Annotated in this window: 22 protein-coding genes and 1 tRNA gene; 14 read left to right on the top strand and 9 right to left on the bottom strand. The window is 68.1% G+C overall.

All coding sequences use genetic code 11. From position 1 onward, the window contains the following. Positions 1 to 75: 75 nt before the first annotated feature. Positions 76 to 1,836 (top strand): 2-isopropylmalate synthase, encoded by a 1,761-nt coding sequence (gene leuA, locus FFS51_RS11500; protein WP_137878414.1) that lies wholly within the window; start codon positions 76 to 78, stop codon positions 1,834 to 1,836. A gap of 18 nt (positions 1,837 to 1,854) precedes the next feature. Here the strand turns inward: leuA and FFS51_RS11495 are convergent, their stop codons facing one another. Beyond that, on the bottom strand, positions 1,855 to 2,550 hold the full coding sequence (locus FFS51_RS11495) for a trimeric intracellular cation channel family protein (RefSeq protein ID WP_056208792.1): 696 nt from the start codon (positions 2,548 to 2,550) through the stop codon (positions 1,855 to 1,857). Positions 2,551 to 2,586: 36 nt separating this feature from the next. Between FFS51_RS11495 and recO the strand changes: the two genes are divergently transcribed. Continuing rightward, positions 2,587 to 3,315, top strand: a complete 729-nt coding sequence (recO, locus tag FFS51_RS11490) for a DNA repair protein RecO (RefSeq protein WP_045246861.1) — start codon at positions 2,587 to 2,589, stop codon at positions 3,313 to 3,315. Further along, entirely contained in the window at positions 3,312 to 4,115 is an 804-nt protein-coding gene (locus FFS51_RS11485) for an isoprenyl transferase (RefSeq protein WP_137878413.1), read from the top strand. The genes recO and FFS51_RS11485 overlap by 4 nt, the downstream gene beginning before the upstream one ends. A 3-nt stretch (positions 4,116 to 4,118) precedes the next feature. Here FFS51_RS11485 and FFS51_RS11480 read toward each other — a convergent pair whose 3' ends face one another. Then, positions 4,119 to 5,231, bottom strand: coding sequence for a PIG-L family deacetylase (locus tag FFS51_RS11480; protein WP_045246863.1), 1,113 nt, complete (start codon positions 5,229 to 5,231; stop codon positions 4,119 to 4,121). 139 nt (positions 5,232 to 5,370) lie between these two features. On the opposite strand from FFS51_RS11480, the gene FFS51_RS11475 reads away from it, so the two are divergent. Continuing rightward, positions 5,371 to 6,048, top strand: coding sequence for a DsbA family oxidoreductase (locus FFS51_RS11475; protein WP_045246864.1), 678 nt, complete (start codon positions 5,371 to 5,373; stop codon positions 6,046 to 6,048). Positions 6,049 to 6,060: 12 nt separating this feature from the next. Here FFS51_RS11475 and FFS51_RS11470 read toward each other — a convergent pair whose 3' ends face one another. Next, positions 6,061 to 6,564: a glutathione peroxidase gene (locus FFS51_RS11470; protein WP_045246865.1), complete on the bottom strand. Its 504-nt coding sequence runs from the start codon at positions 6,562 to 6,564 to the stop codon at positions 6,061 to 6,063. A gap of 57 nt (positions 6,565 to 6,621) precedes the next feature. Here FFS51_RS11470 and dusB point away from each other — a divergent pair, with 57 nt between their 5' ends. From dusB to FFS51_RS11430, 8 genes are all read left to right on the top strand, one after another. Next, a complete protein-coding gene (gene dusB / locus FFS51_RS11465) occupies positions 6,622 to 7,788 on the top strand; it encodes a tRNA dihydrouridine synthase DusB (protein ID WP_249352714.1) in 1,167 nt (388 codons plus the stop codon). After that, positions 7,778 to 9,121: a deoxyguanosinetriphosphate triphosphohydrolase gene (locus FFS51_RS11460; RefSeq protein WP_137878411.1), complete on the top strand. Its 1,344-nt coding sequence runs from the start codon at positions 7,778 to 7,780 to the stop codon at positions 9,119 to 9,121. The genes dusB and FFS51_RS11460 overlap by 11 nt, the downstream gene beginning before the upstream one ends. Then, entirely contained in the window at positions 9,121 to 10,968 is a 1,848-nt protein-coding gene (dnaG, locus tag FFS51_RS11455) for a DNA primase (RefSeq protein WP_137878410.1), read from the top strand. The genes FFS51_RS11460 and dnaG overlap by 1 nt, the downstream gene beginning before the upstream one ends. Before the next feature lie 72 nt (positions 10,969 to 11,040). After that, positions 11,041 to 11,116 (top strand) — tRNA-Asn (locus FFS51_RS11450). 247 nt (positions 11,117 to 11,363) lie between these two features. Then, complete coding sequence (locus tag FFS51_RS11445) at positions 11,364 to 11,612, top strand: helix-turn-helix transcriptional regulator (protein ID WP_137878409.1); 249 nt, start codon at positions 11,364 to 11,366, stop codon at positions 11,610 to 11,612. Between the two features lie 199 nt (positions 11,613 to 11,811). Then, a complete protein-coding gene (locus FFS51_RS11440; RefSeq protein ID WP_171006171.1) occupies positions 11,812 to 12,879 on the top strand; it encodes a tyrosine-type recombinase/integrase in 1,068 nt (355 codons plus the stop codon). A 202-nt stretch (positions 12,880 to 13,081) separates the two neighbouring features. After that, positions 13,082 to 13,564, top strand: coding sequence for a hypothetical protein (locus FFS51_RS11435; protein WP_137878407.1), 483 nt, complete (start codon positions 13,082 to 13,084; stop codon positions 13,562 to 13,564). A 62-nt stretch (positions 13,565 to 13,626) separates the two neighbouring features. Continuing rightward, positions 13,627 to 14,913 (top strand): DUF7007 domain-containing protein, encoded by a 1,287-nt coding sequence (locus tag FFS51_RS11430; RefSeq protein WP_137878406.1) that lies wholly within the window; start codon positions 13,627 to 13,629, stop codon positions 14,911 to 14,913. 3 nt (positions 14,914 to 14,916) lie between these two features. Here FFS51_RS11430 and FFS51_RS11425 read toward each other — a convergent pair whose 3' ends face one another. Then, complete coding sequence (locus tag FFS51_RS11425) at positions 14,917 to 15,450, bottom strand: hypothetical protein (protein ID WP_137878405.1); 534 nt, start codon at positions 15,448 to 15,450, stop codon at positions 14,917 to 14,919. A 245-nt stretch (positions 15,451 to 15,695) separates the two neighbouring features. Here FFS51_RS11425 and FFS51_RS11420 point away from each other — a divergent pair, with 245 nt between their 5' ends. Next, entirely contained in the window at positions 15,696 to 16,124 is a 429-nt protein-coding gene (locus FFS51_RS11420; protein WP_137878404.1) for a hypothetical protein, read from the top strand. 31 nt (positions 16,125 to 16,155) lie between these two features. Here FFS51_RS11420 and FFS51_RS11415 read toward each other — a convergent pair whose 3' ends face one another. Then, positions 16,156 to 16,686 carry a hypothetical protein gene (locus tag FFS51_RS11415; RefSeq protein ID WP_137878403.1) on the bottom strand — a complete coding sequence of 177 codons (531 nt, stop codon included), beginning with the start codon at positions 16,684 to 16,686 and terminating at the stop codon, positions 16,156 to 16,158. Between the two features lie 50 nt (positions 16,687 to 16,736). On the opposite strand from FFS51_RS11415, the gene FFS51_RS11410 reads away from it, so the two are divergent. Beyond that, complete coding sequence (locus FFS51_RS11410) at positions 16,737 to 18,992, top strand: ATP-dependent DNA helicase (protein WP_137878402.1); 2,256 nt, start codon at positions 16,737 to 16,739, stop codon at positions 18,990 to 18,992. Between the two features lie 3 nt (positions 18,993 to 18,995). Here FFS51_RS11410 and FFS51_RS11405 read toward each other — a convergent pair whose 3' ends face one another. The 4 genes from FFS51_RS11405 to FFS51_RS11390 all read right to left on the bottom strand — a co-directional run bounded on the left by FFS51_RS11405 (position 18,996) and on the right by FFS51_RS11390 (position 21,896). After that, positions 18,996 to 19,226 (bottom strand): hypothetical protein, encoded by a 231-nt coding sequence (locus FFS51_RS11405; protein WP_137878401.1) that lies wholly within the window; start codon positions 19,224 to 19,226, stop codon positions 18,996 to 18,998. 75 nt (positions 19,227 to 19,301) lie between these two features. Beyond that, positions 19,302 to 20,624 carry a HipA domain-containing protein gene (locus tag FFS51_RS11400; protein ID WP_137878400.1) on the bottom strand — a complete coding sequence of 441 codons (1,323 nt, stop codon included), beginning with the start codon at positions 20,622 to 20,624 and terminating at the stop codon, positions 19,302 to 19,304. Then, the gene (locus tag FFS51_RS11395) at positions 20,621 to 21,238 is read right to left on the bottom strand and encodes a helix-turn-helix domain-containing protein (RefSeq protein WP_171006170.1); all 618 of its coding nucleotides are present in this window, start codon (positions 21,236 to 21,238) and stop codon (positions 20,621 to 20,623) included. The genes FFS51_RS11400 and FFS51_RS11395 overlap by 4 nt, the downstream gene beginning before the upstream one ends. 73 nt (positions 21,239 to 21,311) lie before the next feature. Beyond that, positions 21,312 to 21,896 (bottom strand): recombinase family protein, encoded by a 585-nt coding sequence (locus FFS51_RS11390; protein WP_137878398.1) that lies wholly within the window; start codon positions 21,894 to 21,896, stop codon positions 21,312 to 21,314. Between the last annotated feature and the right edge of the window lie 179 nt (positions 21,897 to 22,075).

Here is a 22,075-nt window from a genome sequence, read left to right as displayed (position 1 = left end):
GGGGCCTAGACCTAGGGCCACCTCGTCGCGGAGCTTGTCGTCGGCCCGCCACATCCCACACGAGGAAAGACGATCATGGAGAACACCCAGAAGGCATCGGCGCTGCCGATCCACAAGTACCGCCCGTATCACGAGCAGATCCGCGTCGACGTGCCGGACCGCACCTGGCCCGACGCCCGCATCACCCAGGCGCCGCGCTGGTGCGCCGTCGACCTGCGCGACGGCAACCAGGCCCTCATCGACCCGATGAGCCCCGAGCGCAAGCGCGTCATGTTCGACCTGCTGGTGCGCATGGGCTACAAGGAGATCGAGGTCGGGTTCCCGAGCGCCAGCCAGACCGACTTCGACTTCGTGCGTCAGCTCATCGACGAGAACCTGATCCCCGACGACGTCACCATCCAGGTGCTGACCCAGGCGCGCGAGCACCTCATCGAGCGCACCTACGAGGCGATCGCCGGGGCGAAGCAGGCGATCGTGCACCTGTACAACTCGACGAGCATCCTGCAGCGCGACGTCGTGTTCCGCACCGACACGCAGGGCGTCATCGACATCGCCCTCGAGGGCGCGCGCCTGTGCCGCGAGTTCGAGAAGCGCATCCCCGAGACGGCCGTCTACTACGAGTACTCGCCCGAGAGCTACACCGGCACCGAGCTGGAGTTCGCGGCCGAGATCTGCAACGCCGTGCTCGAGGTCTTCGAGCCGACGCCCGAGCGCAAGGTCATCATCAACCTGCCCGCGACCGTGGAGATGGCGACGCCCAACGTGTACGCCGACTCCATCGAGTGGATGAACCGCCACCTGGCGTACCGCGAGAACGTCATCCTGTCCCTGCACCCTCACAACGACCGCGGCACGGCGATCGCCGCCGCCGAGCTCGGCTACATGGCCGGTGCCGACCGCATCGAGGGCTGCCTGTTCGGCAACGGCGAGCGCACCGGCAACGTCGACCTGGTCGCCCTCGCGATCAACCTGTTCACCCAGGGCATCGACCCGCAGATCGACGTCAGCGACATCGACCAGGTCAAGCGCACGGTCGAGTACTGCAACCAGCTGCCGGTGCCCGAGCGCAGCCCCTGGGCCGGCGACCTCGTCTTCACCGCGTTCAGCGGCTCCCACCAGGACGCCATCAAGAAGGGCTTCGAGGCGATGGCCGCCCGCGCCGAACGCGAGGGCGTGTCGGTCGACGACCTGGAATGGGCCGTGCCGTATCTGCCCGTCGACCCGAAGGACCTGGGCCGCTCGTACGAGGCGGTGATCCGCGTGAACTCGCAGTCGGGCAAGGGCGGCGTCGCCTACCTGCTCAAGAGCGACCACGCGCTCGACCTGCCCCGGAAGCTCCAGATCGAGTTCTCGGGCGTCGTACAGGCGAAGACCGATGCCGAGGGTGGCGAGCTCACGAGCTCCCAGATCTGGGAGATCTTCCGCGACGAGTACCTGCCGGCGGATGCCGCCGACGAGCGCTGGGGCCGCTTCGAGCTGTTGTCGACGCGCACACAGAGCGATGTGGGCGGTCAGCTGCGGCTCGACGTCACGCTGCGCGACGGCGAGGAGCGCACCGCGGCGGACGGCATCGGCAACGGACCGGTGGCGGCCTTCCTCGCCGTGCTGCACGAGCGTGGCTTCGACGTCACGCTCTACGACTACGTCGAGCACGCGATGAGCGCCGGCGGGGACGCCCAGGCGGCGGCCTACGTCGAGCTGCAGATCGACGGGGAGCGCCTGTGGGGCGTCGGCGTCGACGGCGACATCTCGACCGCCTCACTGAAGGCCATCGTCTCGGCGGTGAACCGCGCCATCCGCGCCCGCGAGCGCGAGGGCGCCCTCACCGCGGTGTGACCCGGGGTCGCCGTCGGGTCAGTCGCTCTCCGGTCGCACGATCGGAATAGCGGATGTCTCGACGGCGACCTTTCGCCTGTAGAGCATGTGCTGCTCGGGCAGCGACAGATCGAAGATCACGGCGAGGATGCGGATCACCGCCGTCACGAGGAATCCGGCGACTGCAGATCCGACGATCGGCACACCGAACGCGTTGAGCGCGACGACCGTCGTGCAGCCCACCCCGGCCGCGACCGCATAGAGCGACCCCACGTGCATGATCGCCACCGGGAGCCCCATCATCACGTCGCGCAGCACACCGCCGCCGACCGCCGAGCAGACGCCCACGAAGATCGCCGGCACGACGGGCAGCCCGAGACCGAGCGCCTTCGTCGTTCCGAAGGCACCGAAGAGCCCGATCACCAGGGCGTCGAGAGTGACGATCACCGAGTTGAGCTTTTGCAACGGCCCGGCGAGCAACATCCCGAGCAGCGCCGCGCCGACGCCGATCAGCAGATACCAGTTGGTCTGCAGCGGAGCGGGCGTGACGTTCAGCAGCAGATCGCGGATGAGACCGCCGCCCATGCCCATGAGGATTCCGATCAGGGCCACACCGAGCAGGTCCAGACGTCGTTGCCCCCGGAAACCGGAGGCGAACAAGGCCCCCTGAACACCGCCGAGACCCACGGCGAGCAGATCGGCCCAGAGCGGGATGGTGAACGTCGGCTCGGTCACGCGTCTATTGTCGCAAGGCGCGACGATAATCGATGCGTGCCCACTTACCGCGACGAGGTCGTGGTCCTGCGCACCCAGAAGCTGGGGGAGGCGGACCGCATCGTCACCCTCCTCGGTCGTCAGCACGGACGCATCCGCGCGGTCGCGAAGGGGGTGCGACGCACCTCGTCGCGCATCGGCGCACGGCTCGAGCCCTTCATGGTCGCCGACGTGCAGATCTACAAGGGGCGCTCGCTCGACATCGTGCAGCAGGCGGAGAGCCTTGCCACCTACGGTGCCGACATCGTCGGCGACTATGACCGCTACGTCGCCGCGAGCGCGATGGTCGAGACCGCCGACCGGCTGGGGGAGGCCGAGGCCACTCCTCAGCAGCACATCCTCCTGCTCGGCGGTCTTCGCGCCCTGAGCCGCGGCGACCACCACCCCCGCAGCGTGCTCGATTCGTATCTGCTGAGGGCGCTCGCGATGTCCGGCTGGTCGCCGGGGCTCGACGACTGCGCCCGCTGCGGACGTCCCGGCCCGCACTCGTCGTTCCTCGCGCACGGCGGCGGGATGCTCTGCTCGTCCTGCGCACCGGCAGGGTCCGTGCGGGTCTCCGCCGACGTGCTCGCCCAGCTGCGTGCCCTGCTGCGCGGCGAGTGGGACATCATCGACGCGGTGTCCGACGCCGACCGGGCCGCGGCATCCGGTCTCGTCGCGGCGTTCACCCAGTGGCAGCTCGAGCGCGGCATCCGCTCGCTCGCCCACGTAGAGTCGGGGCGATGACTCCGAAGCCCTTCACCCACAAGGATGCGGTCGCGTACCGTCCGATCGACTGGACAGGCGTCTACCCGCCGGCGTTCCCCGCCGGGTCCGTGCCGAACCATGTGGCGATCGTGATGGACGGCAACGGTCGCTGGGCGAACCGACGCGGCCTCACGCGGGTCGAGGGACACAAGGCAGGTGAGGCGGCGCTGCTCGACGTCGTCGCGGGCGCCATCCAGGCGGGCGTGAAACATCTCTCGGTCTATGCGTTCTCGACCGAGAACTGGTCGCGCTCACCTGACGAGGTGCGGTTCCTGATGGGGTTCAATCGCGACGTGCTGCACCGTCGACGGGATCAGCTCAACGAGTGGGGCGTGCGGGTGCGGTGGGCCGGGCGGAAGCCGCGCCTGTGGGGCTCGGTGATCTCCGAGCTGCAATTCGCGGAGCAGCTCACCCGTGACAACGACGTGCTGACGCTGACGATGTGCGTGAACTACGGGGGGCGCGTAGAGCTGGTCGACGCGATGCGTTCCATCGCCGACGACGTCGCCGCGGGCCGGGTGCGTCCGAGCGCCGTCAGCGAGAAGCTCATACGCCGGCGGCTCTACCAGCCCGACATGCCCGACGTCGACCTGTTCGTACGTTCGAGCGGAGAGCAGCGCACCTCGAACTTCCTGCTGTGGGAGTCGGCGTACGCGGAGTTCGCCTTCCTCGACACCCTCTGGCCCGACTTCTCGCGCACAGACCTCTGGCAGGCGATCGGGCTCTACCTGTCGCGCGACCGTCGGTTCGGCGGCGCGATCGACACGCCGACCGCGTGACGGTCAGTACTCGACGGCGACGGCGTTCGCACTCGCCGAGAGCGGGATGGTCTTGCCTCCCGGGAAGAGCTGCTCGTCGGTGAACGAGTACTGACGCTGTACCCAGGCGCCGAAGCCGCGGCGTTGGAGGCACGCCTGGTCGGTGGCGCAGCCGATGACCTTGTCGTTCGCCGCGTACGCCCGGTACGCCAGGAGCTTCGTCGTCAGGGCTGCGCCGGTGATGTTGGCCGGCTGGAGATGCACGGGGTATCCCTCGAAGTAGCGCATCTCGGCGAGGTCGTACCCGGCCTTCTGCGCCGCTTCGCGGGTGAACGTGCCCACCGTGCTGTGGTCGGGATGATCGCCCTGCCAACCCTGCGCGGCAATGCTCGGGATCAGCGTTCCCACCATGGCGGGATGGAACATCGTGATGAGGTCGGCCAGGGAGTCCCGCAGACTCACCGCCGACACCGCATCACCGCCGCCCACCGGAGTGAGCTTGTCGACGCGGCCGTCGAGGAGCATCCGGATCGTGACGGACCCGGTCGTCCGGAAGCCCTTGCCCTTCAGCCCCCCGTCGGGCAGGTGGAAGAAGAGCACCGAGACGTTCGTCGCGTCGACAGGAACGTACTGGGTGAGCTGCACTCCGGATGCGAGGGTCACGGTGGACTGCGTCCACTCGGCCGAGCTCCCGCGCATGACGTTGTACGCCTTGAGGATGCCGAACTCACGAGCCTTGACGTAGGAGGCACCGAGGCCGCCGTCACCCGCGGTCACATAGGCCGTCCGGGCGCAGAATCCGCTCGAGATCGCCCCCTGCAGCGTCGGGTTCGCGAAGATCAGGTCATCGTCGTAGTGGGCCCAGACCGACAGCACCGTCTCGCCCTCGCATGTGGTGACGAGCGATCCCGGCGCAGGATCCGAATTCACGACCGGCGCCGGCGCGGGAAGAGCGGGCCCGAGCGGCGTGGCCGAGGCGGACGGAGCGATCCCGCCCGGAGTCGAGAACGCGGTCGGCCACCACTGCGCGCGCGTCTGCACCGCTACCACGACCGCGCCGACAACTGCTGCGGCGACGATCACGACCGTCGATGCGAACAGGATGCGACCTATGCGGCGGCGCGCGCGAGCACCCATGCCGTTCCTCTCTCCCACCCCGATCCCCATCGGGCCCGCATCATGCTGACATATCCGCTCCCGGCGCGCCCGACACGACGCTGTGAATCCTGCTCACAGCGGGGGAATAGTCGGCGAACCCGCAGGCGTTGCACCCGTCATGACAGACGCCATCTCGATCGACGTGTGGAGCGACATCGCCTGCCCCTGGTGCTACATCGGCAAGCGCAACCTCGAGAAGGGACTGGCGGACGCGGCATCCGATGACGACGCACCCGTGACGACCGTCACCTTCCACTCCTTCGAGCTGTCTCCCGACACGCCCGTGGACTTCGAGGGTGACGAGATCGACTTCCTCGCCGGACACAAGGGGATGCCGCGGGACCAGGTCTCGCAGATGCTGTCGAACGTGACGGGCGTGGCCGCGAACGCGGGACTGGAGTACCGCTTCGACCTGCTGCGTCACACGAACACGGTGAAGGCGCACGAACTGCTGCACTTCGCGAAGCAGGCCGGGCGCCAGCACGACATGGCGGAGCGCCTCATGTCGGCCTACTTCACCGAGGGGCGCCACGTCGGACGCATCGACGACCTCGTCGACCTCGCGACGGAGATCGGGCTCGACGGCGACGCCGTGCGCGACGCGCTCGAGAACGAGCGTCACCTGCCAGACGTGCGCGCCGACCAGGCGCAGGCCCAGGCCTACGGCATCAACGGAGTGCCGTTCTTCGTCATCGACGGCAAGTACGGCGTCAGCGGCGCGCAGCCGCCGGAGGCGTTCGCCCAGATCGCGCGCCAGGTGTGGGCGGAACGGCGGAGCGCGGCATCCGCTCTCTGACCGTCGCCGAGATCAGGCGGGGAGTGCCGCCTCGATGACCGACACGACCGCCGGGTCGTCGGGCTTCGTCGACGGACGGAAACGGTGCACGTCTCCCGTGGGCGTGAGCACGAACTTCTCGAAGTTCCAGTGCACGAGTCCCCGCTCACCCTCGGGGTTCCTGGCCTTCTTCAGCGCCTTGTAGAGCGGCGCGACACCGGGTCCGTTGACCTTGATCTTCGCGTTGATCGGAAAGCTCACACCCCAGGTCGCGGAGCAGTACTCCAGGATCTCCTCGATCGAGCCCGGCTCCTGACCCATGAACTGGTTGCACGGGAATCCGACGACGCTGAAGCCCCTCTCGCCGTACTCGCGCTGCAGCTGCTCGAGCGCCTCGTACTGCGGGGTGAGTCCGCACTTCGACGCGACGTTCACGACGAGGAGGACTTTGTCGCCGTAGTCGGCGAGCGTGCGCTCGGCCCCCTCGGCGTCGAGGAACGGGATGCTGCGCAGGTCTGCGCTGTCGGTGGCGGCCATGTGCCCAGCGTAGGCGCGGCGGGCCGCGGGAGGGTCGCCGTCTGGGAGAATGTCGGGGTGACCACGATCGCCCCCGCCACCCGGCCGTTGCAGATCGGTGCGCTCACCCTCGACGCCCCGGTCGTGCTGGCGCCGATGGCGGGCATCACGAACACCGCGTTCCGGCGGCTGTGTCGCGAGTACGGCGCAGGTCTCTACGTCAGCGAGATGATCACGACGCGCGCGCTCGTCGAGCGGAACCCCACGACGATGCGGCTCATCACGCACCACGAGTCCGAGACCCCGCGGTCGATCCAGCTGTACGGAGTCGATCCCGCGACCGTCGGCGCGGCCGTGAAGCTCCTCGTCGACGAGGACCGAGCCGACCACATCGACATGAACTTCGGATGCCCCGTCCCCAAGGTCACCCGCAAGGGCGGGGGAGCGGCGCTCCCCTGGAAGAAGGACCTCTTCGCCGACATCGTCACCCAGGCCGTCCGCAACGCCGGTGACGTGCCGGTCACTGTGAAGATGCGCAAGGGCATCGACGACGACCACCTCACCTATCTCGACGCCGCCCGCACGGCCGAGCGCGCCGGGGTGTCGGCGATCGCGTTGCACGCGCGCACGGCCGCGGAGTTCTACTCGGGGTCCGCCGACTGGAGCGCGATCGCGCGTCTGAAGGACGAGATCCGTTCGGTGCCGGTGCTCGGCAACGGCGACATCTGGAGCGCCGACGACGCCGTGCGCATGATGGCGGAAACCGGATGCGACGGCGTCGTCGTCGGCCGCGGCTGTCTCGGCCGCCCGTGGCTGTTCGGCGACCTCGCCCGCACGCTCGGCGGCGAGGACGCGGCCTACGGCGAGCCCGTGGATGCGACCCTCGGCTTCGTGGCTCGCGCGTTCCGCCGGCACGCGGAACTACTGGTCGAGTTCTTCGAGGACGAGGACCGCGGATGCCGCGACATCCGCAAGCACGTGGCCTGGTACTTCAAGGGCTATCCGGTGGGCGGGGAGCTGCGCGCGCAGCTGGCGACGGTGTCGTCGCTCGACGAGATCGATGCACTGCTCGCGACCCTCGATCTCGATGCGCCCTATCCGGGAGCCGCCGCCGAGGGACAGCGCGGTCGCGCGGGCACCCCGAAGCGTCCCGCCCTGCCCGACGGATGGCTCGACAGCCGGGAGATCCCCGCCGACGAGTCGTGCGCCCTCGCCGACGCCGAACTGGAGCACAGTGGCGGCTGAGGCATCCGCGCTCGGTGTCGCCCTCGGGCGCCCGAGCGGCTACGACGATCGGGACGCTGAGCGCTTCGTCCCCGAGCAGCACCGCTCGCAGCGCGACGATTTCGCGCGCGACCGGGCGCGGGTGCTGCACTCCGCGGCGTTGCGCCGCCTCGGCGCGAAGACCCAGGTGCTCTCGCCTGCCAGCCCTGCAGATTTCGCCCGTAACCGGCTGACCCACTCGCTCGAGGTCGCCCAGGTCGGTAGAGAGCTCGCCCTCGCCCTGCGCCTCGCGCCCGACGTGGTCGACACCGCCTGCCTGAACCACGACCTCGGGCATCCGCCCTTCGGACACAACGGCGAACGGGCCCTCAACGACTGGGCCGAGGACATCGGCGGGTTCGAGGGCAATGCGCAGACGATGCGCATCGTCACCCGGCTCGAGCCGAAGGTGTTCGACGAGGAGGGGCATTCCGCGGGCCTCAACCTCACCCGCGCGAGCCTCGACGCGACCTGCAAGTACCCCTGGACCGACGAACATCCCCTGCCCGACCCGGGCGGTCGCCTCAAGTTCGGCGTCTACCCCGACGATGAGGCGGTCTTCCGCTGGTTCCGCGAGGGCGCGCCCGGCCGCGTGCGGTGCATCGAGGCCGAAGTCATGGACCTGTCGGACGACATCGCCTACTCGGTGCACGACTTCGAGGACGCCATCGTCAACGGCTACCTCGATCCCCGCCGGCTCGTCGCCCCGAACGAGCACGAGAGCCTGATCGACGCGATCCAGGCCTGGGTCGGCTTCGACCTCACCCGCGATGCGCTCTCCGACGCGCTTTACCGGCTCACGCAGCTCCCCGAATGGGTGCCGACCTTCGACGGCTCGCGCCGCGACCTGGCGCGCCTCAAGAACCTGACCTCGGACCTCATCGGACGCTTCGCCCGTGCGGCGACCGCCGCGACGCGCGACGCATACCCCGTGGCATCCCTCACGCGTTATCGGGCTCGCGTCATGGTGCCCTCGGTCGTGGAGGCGGAGATCGCGGTGCTCAAGGGCATCATCGGCGCGACCGTCGTCTCGATAGACGGCCGCAAGGAGCTCTACAAGGAGCAGCGGCGGGTGCTGAAGCGCCTCGCGACGGCCCTGTGGGAGCGTCCCGATCAGCTCGAGCCGGTGTACCGCGGCGACTTCGCCTCCGCGACGGATGACGCGGCTCGCCGCCGGGTCGTCGTCGATCAGGTCGCCGGCCTCACCGACCAGCTCGCCATCGCCTGGCATGAGCGTTTTGTCGCACCGCTCGATCCCACGTCCCTCGGCGTGTGGGTGCCGCCGGTGCGGCCCGCGCCGGCAGGACTCGCCTGATGCCCGGTCGCATCGTGCAGACCGACGTCGACGAGGTCAAGTCGCGCACCAACATCGCGGACATCGTGGGGGAGCGGGTCGCGCTGAAGCCCGCGGGCGTCGGCTCGCTCAAGGGGCTCTGCCCGTTCCACGACGAACGGAGCCCGAGCTTCCACGTGCGGCCGCAGCACGGCTTCTACCACTGCTTCGGATGCGGCGCCTCGGGCGACGTCTACACGTTCCTGAGGGAGATGGACCACCTCTCGTTCACCGAGTCGGTCGAGCGCCTCGCGGGTCGGCTCGGCTACGCACTGCACTACGAGGACGGCGGCCCCGCGGTGGAGACCTCCGGCCGCACGCGGCTCTACGCGGCGGGCGCCGCGGCCGCGGCGTACTTCCGCGAGCAGCTGCAGAGCGCCGAGGCGGAGACCGCGCGCGCCTTCCTCGGTGGCCGCGGATTCGATGCGGGAGCCGCCGCGCACTTCGGCGTCGGGTACGCGCCGAAGGGGTGGGGCAACCTGCAGCAGGCGTTGCGCGCCCAGGGATTCAGCGACGAGGAGCTTCTGACCGCGGGTCTGCTGTCGCAGGGGCAGCGCGGCGTGTACGACCGGTTCCGCGGGCGCGTGGTGTGGCCCATACGCGATGTCACCGGCCAGGTCGTCGGATTCGGGGCCCGCAAGCTCTACGACGACGACCAGGGACCGAAGTACCTCAACACCCCCGAGACCCCGATCTACCGCAAGTCGCAGGTGCTGTACGGCCTCGACCTCGCGAAGAAGGACATCTCGCGGTCGCGCCAGGTCGTCGTGGTGGAGGGCTACACCGACGTCATGGCCTGCCACCTCGCCGGCATCACCACGGCCGTCGCGACGTGCGGCACGGCGTTCGGCTCGGAGCACATCACCGCGCTCCGCCGCGTGATGGGTGACGATTCGGCACACGGCGAGGTCGTCTTCACCTTCGACCCGGACGACGCAGGGGTCGGCGCCGCCATGCGCGCGTTCGCCGACGAGAAGCGGTTCGCCGCGCAGACCTACGTCGCCGTCGCTCCGCCCGGACTCGACCCGTGCGACCTGCGCCTCGCCCGTGGAGACGGCGCCGTGCGCGCGATCATCGAGTCGAAGGTGCCGATGTTCGAGTTCGCGATCGATCAGCGCATTCGCGGGTTCGACCTCGGCACCGTCGAGGGGCGGGCGGGTGCCCTGCGCGCCGGGGCGCCGATCGTCGCCGGCATCCGTGACCCTTCGCTGCAGCCGGGGTACGTGAAGGTGCTCGCCCGACGACTCGGCCTCGAGCTCGGCGAGGTGTCCGGTGCGGTGCGTCGCGCGTCGCGGTCGGTCGGTGCGCAGCGCGAGCAGGAGGAGATCCCGCACTCGGCCGAGACCCCCAGCGAGCTGAGGATCACCCTCCAGACACTGCCGACCACAGCGGATGCCGCGCTCGAGCGTGATGCGCTGATGGGATTCCTGCAGTACGGGCACCTGATCGACGGCGAGCTCGTACGGCGCGCCCTCGACACCACATTCACCGTTCCGGGCCTCGACGCGGTGCGCGGCGTCGTCGCGGCGATGCCGGACTACTCGCACCCCGGATGGGCCGCCGCCGCGGTGCAGGCGGTGCGTGAGCCGTACCGTTCCCTCGCCGCCGAGCTGCTCACGGGAACGTTCCCCGCACGCGATGCTTTGCACGCCCAGTTGTCAGCCCAGGACCTCGCCAGGCGACTGAGCCTGCGCACCCTCGATCGCACGAAGAGCGAGCTGCTCGGTGCCATGCAGCGGGTGCCGGCCGACTCCGAGGAGGGGCGTGCCGTGAGGCTGCGCCTGCGCGATCTGGATGTCGAGCGGCAGCGTCTCCTCGACGCCGGCTGACCCCGTCCCGGTTCGCGTCGCAGCCTCATCCTTTGCTACGATCTCAGGGTTGTCCTGATTCGGGATGACTCTTCCTCGGTAGCTCAATTGGCAGAGCAATCGGCTGTTAACCGATAGGTTCTTGGTTCGAGTCCAAGCCGGGGAGCCACGCTCCCGCCGCGATCCCAGTGATATCCAGGGATTCCGGCAATCAGCACCTTCCGACCCGCGACTTTCAGGGTGGAAATGCCCCGACTTACCCCCAACTAACGGTCCATCGAGCGTCACCTCGCGGACCGATGGACTGTTCATACTCATTGCCACGCGAAGCGACGTGACGGGTCACGGAAGAGCTGTCCAAAACTCTTCTGACTCCGACCGCACAGATTCTGAGCGGCGCCGCACACATGGTGTGTATGACGACTCAGAGAACCCAGCCGGTCGCACCATCGGCCCTGCGAGAGCACACGATCGCGCTGCCATCGCTGCTGACGAAGCAGGATGTTGCGCAGTACTTCCACGTTTCCCCGCGCACCGTGGAAACGTGGATTGCGACCGACAAGCTGACGAAGCCGATCAAGATGGGCCGCCACCGATACTGGACGCCGCAGATGCTCGCGTCGTTGCTCGGGGTTGACCTGATCGATGTCCAGGCCGCCCCGTAAGCCAGGAGAACTCGGCAATCCTCGCCCTGCCCAGCACAGGGGAGAGTGGCGCACGCGCGCCCGAGTTCGCGACACCTCCGGCAAGCCCATAGACCTCGAGGCCTACGGCCCCACCCCCGAAGACTCTCTCCAGAAGCTGCGGGCAAAGGCGGACGCGGTCTGGCACAACGCGTTCACCTCGCTAACCGCGGAAACCACGATGGCCGAGCTCAGCCGCATGTGGCTCGCTGACAAGGCACAGCTTCCACCGAGCAAGGCCGTCGTCGAAGCGAGCTTGCGCGGCTACACCAGTAGCGTCGAGAACGGCGTCATCCCGTACATGGGCGCAATCCGCGTAGGAGACGTGACCCCCACGTTGCTCGGGAAGCTGCTCGACAGGATCGAAAAGGAACGCAGCTCGTCTTACCGTGTCGCGATCCGCAAGGTCCTCTCGATGATGCTCGGCTACGCCGTGGCGGAAGGCGCGATCAGCTTCAACCCCGTGAAGCAGCTTCCCCGCGAACATCTGGCCAGACGCGATCGCCTCCGACTGAACGCGATGCAGGCTCTCCTCGTTCTGCAGATGATCCGTGTGTGGTCAGGCGTCAACCCAGAGCGAAGGGGCGGACGGCGCCGAGACATGAGCATCCACGCTGATGTGCTCACCGTGATGCTCGGCTCCTCGATTCGTCCGGGGGAGGTGCTCGCGCTACGCCGGGAGGACATCGTCGGCACGACTGATGAGGGTCAGCTGATCGTCGAAATCTGCGGCACCATCAAGTCCGACAAGGGACGGCATGCCTATCGGCAGCACTGGACAAAGCACAAGAAGCAGCGCAGGCGCATCGTTCTCCCGGAGTTCGCGGCGGAGGTCATTCGGAGGCGGGTCGCGGCGTATCGACCGAACCCGGACAAGGTCATCTTCACCTCGGCCACGAACACGAACGTGAGCGTCACCAAGATCGACAAGGGCCTCCGCGACTTTGATGCGCACAACCGTGAAGTGCTTCAGGATCTCGGCATCGCGAAGGGCGAGCTCGTGCCGTACACGATGCGCCGCACCGTCGCCAGCGTCGTCAGCGATGAAGGCGGTCTTTCGCTCGCGCAGCAGCTGCTTGGGCACACATTCGAGAGCACAACAGCGGGGTACGTGTTCCACGAGATCAAGCTGGTCGATCCGGCGACCGCGTCGATCCTCGAGCGCTGGTTCTCCGCGAACGCGCCACTCCCACATGGAGAGCAGCCGCACACAGGGCAGGAGCGGGGTCCGGGAGTCGACCAACCATGATCCCGCTCAAATGATCGCCGCGCCTCGACGTAAGCCCGGCCTGTCGTAGGGGCCAACGGTTGTCCTTCATGGCGGTTCGGGGCGCGTCCGCGGAGCTGCTGCCGCGAGCGCAACCAACTGCACCAGGGAGCCTCTGGGCATCGCGTGACCTGCGGCCGCTGCCCGCGCACACCATCGGATCGCCGCCGCACACATGGTGTGTATGACGACCGGTTTCGATCCCAACCTGCATCCGCGAAGCGCCGTTGGGAGGTTCACGGCGAAGTCCAACACCGCACCGACGAGCGAGCTCTCGAAGCTGTCTGACTTCGGGTTCACGCCCTCCTTCGACGAGATTCCCGCACCGACCGACGATGAACTCCGCAATGCCGAAATCGAGTCCTACTACCGGCAGGGGGACGCTGTTCCGATCAGCGATGATGCGGCGATCACGATCGCTCGGGACATCCTCCACCACTTCCCATCGACGGTTCCGGGTGGCCCGAACGGTCAGACTTCGCAGCTGCGTCTCATAGCGAGCGGCAGGCCGATCAGGTCCACCAACTATGACGCCGTCGACGAACTGCATGACGAGCTCACTCGTCTCCGTGGAAGGCGCGCAGGCAGCGGCGCCTCGTCGGATCGGAGAATCGAATCTCTGCTGACGTGGTCCCAAACCCGACGCGCACCCGGCTCATCGAGATAGCGAATCGACCTGCGGCCGCCGCTCGTGCACACCATCGGATCGGCGCCGCACACATGGTGTGTATGACGATCGATGCCGCAGGCAACATCCACCGAGGCGCAGGACTGAACGGTGCCGGACAGTTCTCAGGCCGCGTCCCACACGCGCCCGCCGGCGATCTCGTCGAAGAGACCGTCCCGGTCAGGTGGGGTGAGGTGAACCTCCGCGAGGGCTCCCGAACCCCATGGGGGCCGGCGCAGAGCGTCGACCGGGTCGCAGACGGCATCGTTGCGGTCGGCACAGCCGGCCACGGTGGAGTGAAGCTGTCCCCGGAACGTAACCGCGTCATCCCGCCCGCCCTGCGGGACCAGACCGGCTGGTACGAGGAGGACATGGAAGTCAACATCGTCCGGCGCTACTTCTCCGACGAATGGGCGGGCGCGCATTGGGTCCACGACGACGCCGCCACCATCCGTGAGGATGCGGACGCATCGATCAGACACTGGCTCCCGGACGGATGGGAGGCCGCGAACGGGAGGGTGCTCGCCCCCGGGGAGTCGAGGGTGAAGGACGAGGCCGCATGGCTGGCACGGCACGCCGGAGAGCCCGTCGTCATCTCGGCGTCTAGAGCGGAGAGCGACGCAGACCTGCTGCGCGTGTCCGCGAACGTCGACGGTGCCAGGCACGAGTACTTGGTGCCTCGCGAGGAGTACGAAACACGGAGTGCGGGCACCGAGCTCGGGCAGAACGGACGGTTCGTCGTAGATCCCTCCCGGCACCCGCGCCTGCCGTCCGCGGACCCGGCACGCCCAGCGGCGCCGACCGTCGTGAAGGTCACCGTCCCCTCCGCCCTAGAGCGTCAAGCGGACCGTGCACTGACCGCGGTCGCGAAGGATCGGATCAGTCGCGACCTTCACAAGAGGTGGCGTCACACAGACGACTCGGGCGCGACAGTCGTCCGCTCGCTCGAGGAGATCATCTCGACCGACGGCCTCGAGGGGAAGGGCGCGTTCCTGCAGGGCGGGAAGATGGTCTACTCGCTGCACCAGCCGACGCCGGAAGGCCGCGGCCATTACGGGTTCCCGGTCTCGAAGGCACTGTTCGACTACCTGACGACCGTGCCTGACGTCCGATCTCCCTCCCAGATTGCGCAGCAGCGGGCATACGCCTACCAGGAGCGGGTCGACCGGAAGTGGCCCGGACCGACCCCAGAGGAGAGCGCCCGAGCCCGATCGCTGTACGCCGAATATCGGAAGCTCGCGGACGCAGAGGAAGCAGAGCGAACCGCCCGCGAGGGTTCCTGGGCCGAGCGTGATGCCGCGCGGCGACTCACGATCGCTGAGCGCGAGCGCGCCGCAACGGTGAGCTGACGGTCACGCCGCGCTGTACCGGCGGCCCAGGAGGTGCCCGACCGGTGCGGGGATCTCACGGTTGCGCGTCCTTGCCCAGTTCCGGAAGGCGTCCGCGTCGGCCCACAGCGAGCCGGAGAGCACCCATTCGTTCAGGCCGACCCGCCACGCAGTCGGTTGATCGAGCGGAACGATCCGCAGCGTGACGTCTCGCCGCGGAACGCGTCGGAAAAGGGTCTTCAGGCGGTCATGCAGGGTGATCGAGTCGAGCGGAACCTGATGACGGGCATCGGCGAGCCACTCCAGGAGGTCGTCCGCTGTCGAGGTCAACGAGGCCGCGATCGTCGGGTACCGGCGCAGAGCGTCGAGCACTGACCGCGGCTCGTCCTCGGTCGCCCACTGCACAGCCTCATCGTCGAGGATTTCCCACTCAGCCCGATAGTTCGGCGGACTCGCGATCGGGCCCAGCAGGGTGCCTTCTCGCCGGCATCCGTGCAGGACCCACAGCGACGCGGAGAGTCCGACGTCGAACCGAGGGTGCAGGGTCCTGATCACCATGACCGCAGAGTAGCCCGTCGGTCAACGCGAGGGAAGATCAGAAGCCTTGTGGGAGGAACCGCCCGCCATCACACTGAGGCGCAAGGCCGGAACCCCGGCCGGGGGAATCAACTGATTGGGGAATCATGAACAGAATCTGGCGACGGTCTCTACTGAGCGGCGCTGCGGTTGTCGCTGCGATGGGGCTCGTACTGGGCTCCACACAAGCGTCAGTCGCTGCGGCGCCAGTTGACTCGGTGACGGTCGTGAGCGGGCCGCAGATGGTGTTGGCGTGCGATCAGTTCAGCGGCAGCACCCTGAAGTACGCACAAGACCATGGGTATTGCCCGACCGTGAAAGTGGGCACCATCACGCCGCAATTCGTTCAGAGCTACAACTGCGGGAGCTCCTACATCTACATCTTCAACCGGGGTCTGCGTGGCTACGCCTACGTCGACTACGGCTTCAGCTCGAGCCTCGGAATCGTGACGTCACGGAGGATTGATGTGGCTGTCGCCGCCATCGCCGCCTGGACCGACGCGAGCCTGATGTGGAGCACAACCTACGACTCTGGAAGGCGGTTCGCGGGGTACACGGGAACCGGCTGGCAGTCGGCCTCGTTCAGCGGCACGGTATGGCTCGTCTGGGGAGGGTGGTGCACCATCCCACTCGGAACTGACTCGGCCTACTTGTAACTCGCCGTCGGCCTCGACCTCGTGCGGCTTGTCACTGCACGGGGTCGAGGCCGACGAACTTCATCCGGTTCTCACCGTAGAAGCAGCTCTGCAGAGCGAGTTGACCACCGAGCCCGACCAGTGAAGCGATCGGCGTGTAGTGCTTGCCGGTGTACCGGATGTCGACGACCCGGTAGCGGCGCGTCACCCCTTCATGCTCGATGTCCACGAGCTGCCCCAACGCCCACGTCAGCACGATGTCGCCGCCACAGATGTTGTGCGCCGCCCACACCGGCGGGACGCCGGGGATCTCGTACGCACGCATCTCGGTGAACTTCCCCGTGCACGCGTCCATCTGAGCGAGGCCGCCAACGGCACCGAGGTGGACGACCGGGACGGAACCGACGACCGTCGTCTGAATGGTCTCCACCGCGCCCTGCGCGACACCGTACGCGCGCTCCGTGACCTGTGGGGCGAGGAGGGTGACCGCGCACAGCACGCCGGCGGTGACGGTGCACACGCACACCGAAATGACCGCGAGCCGGCGTACCCATCGGCGCCGGCCGCCGCTGCTGCTCGTCACGATTCCACCTCCGCTGATAGACCCCTGCGGCGACCGCGCATGTGGGAGGTATGGCCCACGCCCCCACAATCGACGAGCTCGTTCCCCCGCACAGCAGGGATCAGCTTCTCGATGACCCGCTCGGGCTGCTCACCGCCGCCGTCCGAGTCGCGACCTCGAACCCGACCGCGACCGCGCGCGAAGGGCAGGCGTCTCTCCGCCATCACATTGACGAGGCGATGCAGGGACTGAGTCACCTCGTGGGTGTTGCGCCGACCGGGTCGGGAAAGTCGCTCGCGACCCTCACCGCGGCGTTCGACGCCGCCATCCTCCGCGACGAGCGAACCGTCATCTCGACCGACTCGCTCGCCCTCATGGGGCAGCTGCAGGACAAGGACGTGGACACTGTCCAACGCGCCTCCAGCCAACTGCACCCCGACCGTGATGTCACCGTCGCGTTCCTCAAGGGAGTGTCGAACTACGTCGACCCGGCGAAGACCATCGCGACCGCGCAGACACTCACCCGCTCGACATCAGTCGGCTTCGCGCAGCTCGCTGACGAGCTCGATGCGAACCGCCCACTTCACGGTCTTGATCAGTACGACCGGGTCACCGACCATGAGCTCCTCCGCGCGCTCGTCATCTGGGCTCTCCGCCAGTACACCTCCACGACCGGCCCGCGCACGTCCGGTGAACGCCACTCCTGCCCGATCGAGCATGACGCGGCCATGTGGGAGACCGTGTCCTCACCGTCCTCGGAAGCTGACGACGGCGCCCGATACGGGGTGCGGTCGAAGGCGGAGCTCGCGAAGGACGCCGCCGAGGCGGCAGACATCATCATCACGAACCATTCGATCCTCGCCGTGCAGGCCGCCCACGCTATCCCGGTGATCATCGGATCATCCCGGTTCGGCCGCATCGACCACATCATCGTGGACGAAGCGCACACACTCCCCAGCCATGTGCGGGCGCAGGGATCGTCGAAGCTGTCAGGCCCGATCATCGAGTCGATCAGCCGGCAGGCGTCCCGCGCGCTCGGATCCCCGGGCGGGAAGTTCCGTCAGTGGGCCGATGAAGGAGCACGGGTTGCCGCGGAAGTGGAGTCCGCGCTCAACTCGTTCACACACGGCCAACGTGACGGTGCGCGCCGGCTCGGTCAGAACGATGACCCGTTCGGTCGGGTCGGCGCTCTCGTGAAGCAGTGGGCAGAGGTCGGTTCCCGGATGCTCGCGAACGACTCAAGCTCGGACGTGGCGCGAAGTCTGAAGATCAGTGCCGCAGCGGACCGCCTCGACACGCTCCTGAGCGCCCTGAAGGCGTTCAGTCGACACCGCACCGGCTGGGCGCGGTGGGTGGATCGTGCGGAGTCACGAGCCGGCGGGACAGGCGCCGCCAGGTCATGGTCGGTCGCGAACGTCGCGCCGATCAACGTCGGCTGGATGCTCAACGACAACCTCTGGACCGCGCCCGACGTCGACGGTGACGAGGGAGCCAGGTACCCGCTGTCTGTGACGGCCATCTCCGCCACCCTCCCCTCGAACTACCCCCAGCAGGCAGGGCTTGCCGCTCAACGGCGCGTGTACCCGACGCCGTTCGCTGACGCCTACGCCCGCTCCGCCCTCTTCATCCCCTCCGCAGTATCCCCGGCCGACCTGGCAGCTCTGACGAGCACTTTCGGGGCCAACCCTCGCGCGAAGTTCGACGCGGGTAAGCATGCGAGCTGGGCGGTCGACCATGTCGTCGACCTCGTACGCGCGAACGGTGGCAAGGCGTTGGTGCTGGCGGCGAAAGCGGCGGACGGCCGGATGTACGCCGAGCGGCTCCGTTCGGAGCTCCCGCACATTCAGGTGCACTCGCAATGGGATGGTGGATCGCCGTCGCGCATCACGACCCAGTGGCGTGACGATGAAGGCAGCGTCCTCGTTGGAACGAAGTCGCTCATGACCGGTGTGGATGCGCCGGGGGAGACCTGCAGCCTCGTCATCATCGACCGTGTGCCCCGCAGCCCGTCCAACCCGATCGACGACGCTCGCGTCGATGACCTGAACGAACGGCTCGGCGATCGGTGGGCGGCGGACAGGTTCGTCTACGCGGTCGACGCTGCTCTGCTGCTCGATCAGGCGAGCGGGCGGCTTGTGCGCGCGACGTCGGACACGGGCATGGTCGCCTGCCTTGACCCGCGGCTGCTGAAGGCGCCGGGAGGGCGTCCAGGGCCGCTCACGTACCCTGAGCCGACCCGGCAGGTTTACATGGCCGGGCTCTACCAGTTCGGGGTGAAGATCGCCGCGAAGGCCGACGCGCTCGAGTGGCTTGCAGGTCGGAAGTGACGCTCAGAACGGGCAGGTGGGGTCCGGGTCCCCGAACAGGTCGGCGCCCGGCGCCGGATCAGAGTCGCTCTCGCCTGCGTCGATGATCGCTGCCATCCGGTCATGCCAGTCGGCGCTGTCGGAGGGGTCCTCGAGCGTGCTGACGGGAGCGTGAGACTGCCGAGCGGTGAAACGGCCGCCAGCGGGGTCGCCGGCGGGACGCCGAGGGTGGTCGGCGGAACGGAAGTTGGTCATACCTCCATGTGTGCGGCGCGCCCCGGATCGCGACCAGGTGCGGTGCTCGGGCGTCGACCGCCTAGGCGGTCGTGCTCAACGGAGGGAGCCGTTCGGGGGTGAGTTCCGCTTCCCGGCGAACTGTCCACCTTCACGGCTCCCGGCCGGCCGGCGCAGCTGCTCGGCGCCGGCTGCGATCACCGTGCGATCCTTCACCCCACGTGCCACGTCGGTGTTCCGGTTGATGGAGGCCCGCAGTACCGCCGCCTGATCGTCGTCCAGCGCATCCCAGGCGGCATGGTTGTGTTCCGCGACCCGCTCAGCCACACCCTTCACGAGATCGGTGATCTCGTCCTCATCGACACCGATCGTGCGTGCGAGCTTCCGCCAATGGTTCGGGGTGATCGCCTGCGGGAGAGCTTGGCCACCGACCTGCATCGCGAGGGTCTGATCGAAGTTCGGGTACAGCGCGAGCGGCACGACGTCGTACATCGGTGCCATGGTGATGCTGTCTGGGTCGAGGAGCACCGAGTAGTTCTTCGCGTGCGCGTCGGAGTTGCCGACGACGGTGTTGAGGACGAGCTGCGCCAGGAACCCGCGCAGGAGCCGCCCGGTGGGGTCCGCTCTGGTAAGGATCCCCGCGATCTGCTTGGCGGTCACGTCGTACTTGTTCGCGGAAGCCACGCCGAACGCCTGCGCCAGGTCCTCGGCGTGACGCCTGCGCGCGAGCAAGCCCGCACCGAGATCACGGTCGAAGCGTTCGACGATCAACGCCGTCTGATCACCGATCTCGAACACAGCAGCTCGGGCCGCGTCGACACCGGCGTTGAGGGCGAGGTGGAGGGCGCTCGACTCCGCCGCCTCGATGCCGCGCAGATCGGGGCGGCCAGGCTTCAGGATGTGCGTCGATGGGACTGTGCTGTTCGGCCAGAACCAGGAGCCGTCGACCCTGGCGAGAGCGAACTTCCCCTGCGTGCCGGCGAGCGAGAAACGCGCAGCGAACTCCCGCGGCGCCCACGCGTCGGAGTCGAGCTTGATGTCGCTGATTCGGGCGGCGATGTCCCGGTCGAGGACGGGGCGCAATTGTGCGCTGCCGGCCGGCAGAGGCTGCCCTTCGGGCGTGAGGATGAGGCCGCCGGCGATGTCGCCGCCGGCTCTGGCGAGGAGGTCGAAGGTCCTGCTGCTCGGTGCCCCGTAGGCATCGGCAAGTCTCCTTCGCGTGGACCCATGGTCGGGGAGCAGGTTCTCGAGGAAGTTCGCGGGTGCACGCTTGGTGGCGCTCCCATCGCGCGGCAGGGAGAGGGAGATCGGTGTGGGCGGCGCGTCCGCGTCGTAGTCGAACGTGACCGTGCCGTCGTCGGCTTCGGTGAATTGGCCTGCGTGGCGGCCATCGAACCACGCCTCGAGGCGGTTGCTCACGTCAGCACCACATCGGGGAGAGCTGATGCTTCGATGTTCAGCGCGGCGAGCACCTTCAGGATCCGTCCGGGGGAAGGGACGCTGCGGGCACGTTCGATCTGCAAGACGACGTCGCCGTCGACACCGGCGATCGCGGCGAGCTGCTGCCGGCTCCAGCCTTGAATGGCGCGCTCGGAGGAGACCACGTCAGCAAGGTCAGCGGGGTCGCGGAGGTACTCTGTCGGCCGGCTGCGGATCGTCTCGGCAACGAAGTCACCGGAGCCCTCAACGGCATGCCGTGCGAGTTGCGACCCCAGGTCATTGGCTTCCGTGGCGAAGCCCCACCAGTCCACGAGAAGCGCACCAGGGTCGGCTGATTCGCGGAGCTGGCGCACGCGCTCGGCGGTGCGCGCCCGTTCCTGCCCGGTGAGGCTCCCGAGGGCCCTGTTGGTGAGGGCTTCGGACAGCGCTGTGCGGGAGGCGGCGGAGAGAGGGCGTCGGCTGCGCACGGTGGGGAGGGAGTCGAGCTGCCACACGCCGTCCACCTTGCGAGCGGCAACGCGCTCGGACTGAACGAGTGCGCGCACGCGGCGCTCGCTCACACCCAGCGCTGCCGCAGCCTCCGTGACGTTCATGACACAACTATACCGATTGTCGTGTGACGGCGCTCGGAATGAGACGACATTCCACGCGGACCCCGGCACCGCACTACGGCCGCTGCGCCGCCTCCGAACGCACACGGTCGACGGTGCGATACACGGTGGCGCGGCCGACATGGAACAGCTCGGCGAGCTCAGCCACGCTGTGCTCCCCAGCATCGAACAGCCGAAGCAGAAGCTTCGCCTGCGCGGGTGACAGCTTCGGCGCCTTCCCCTTCAACCGGCCACGCGCACGCGCGATCGCCATCCCCTCCCTGGTGCGTGCGCGAATGAGGTCAGCTTCGAACTCCGCAACCATGGCCAGCACGTTGAACAGCAGCCGCCCGACCGGGTCGGTGGGGTCGTAGACGCTCGCACCGATGCTCAGCGCGACATCCCGGCGGGCAAGCTCATCGGCGATGTCTCGCGCGTCAGGGAGCGAGCGTGCGAGACGGTCGAGCTTCGTGACGACAAGGACGTCCCAGCGCCGGCAGGAAGCGAGCGCGGCCGTGAGCCCCGGCCGATCACGATTGGTCCCCGTCCGGCCGTGGTCGACGTGGATCTGCTCGTCATCGACCCCGAGCTCGCGAAGACCGGCGCGCTGCGCCTCGAGGTCCTGATCGACCGTGGACACCCGCGCGTACCCGATCCTCATGCGGGGAGCCTAACCGTGTCCGAAAGCCGGTCGTTCAGCGAGACACGGCACCGTTCACTCCGTGGATGTCGTTTCTCGCGGTCGCCTGCGCGATTGATCGCGCTGTTGTTGCGTTCGTGCAGGTGAGTGTGAAGATCTAGCTGCGCGAGGTTGTCTGCACTACCGTTGCGATCACGACG

This window comes from Microbacterium sp. 4NA327F11 (genome assembly GCF_005503465.1).
Classification (GTDB): Bacteria; Actinomycetota; Actinomycetes; order Actinomycetales; family Microbacteriaceae; genus Microbacterium; species Microbacterium ginsengisoli.
The sequence above is the reverse complement of the archived record's forward strand: the minus strand, read 5'-3'. Positions and strand labels throughout refer to the sequence as shown.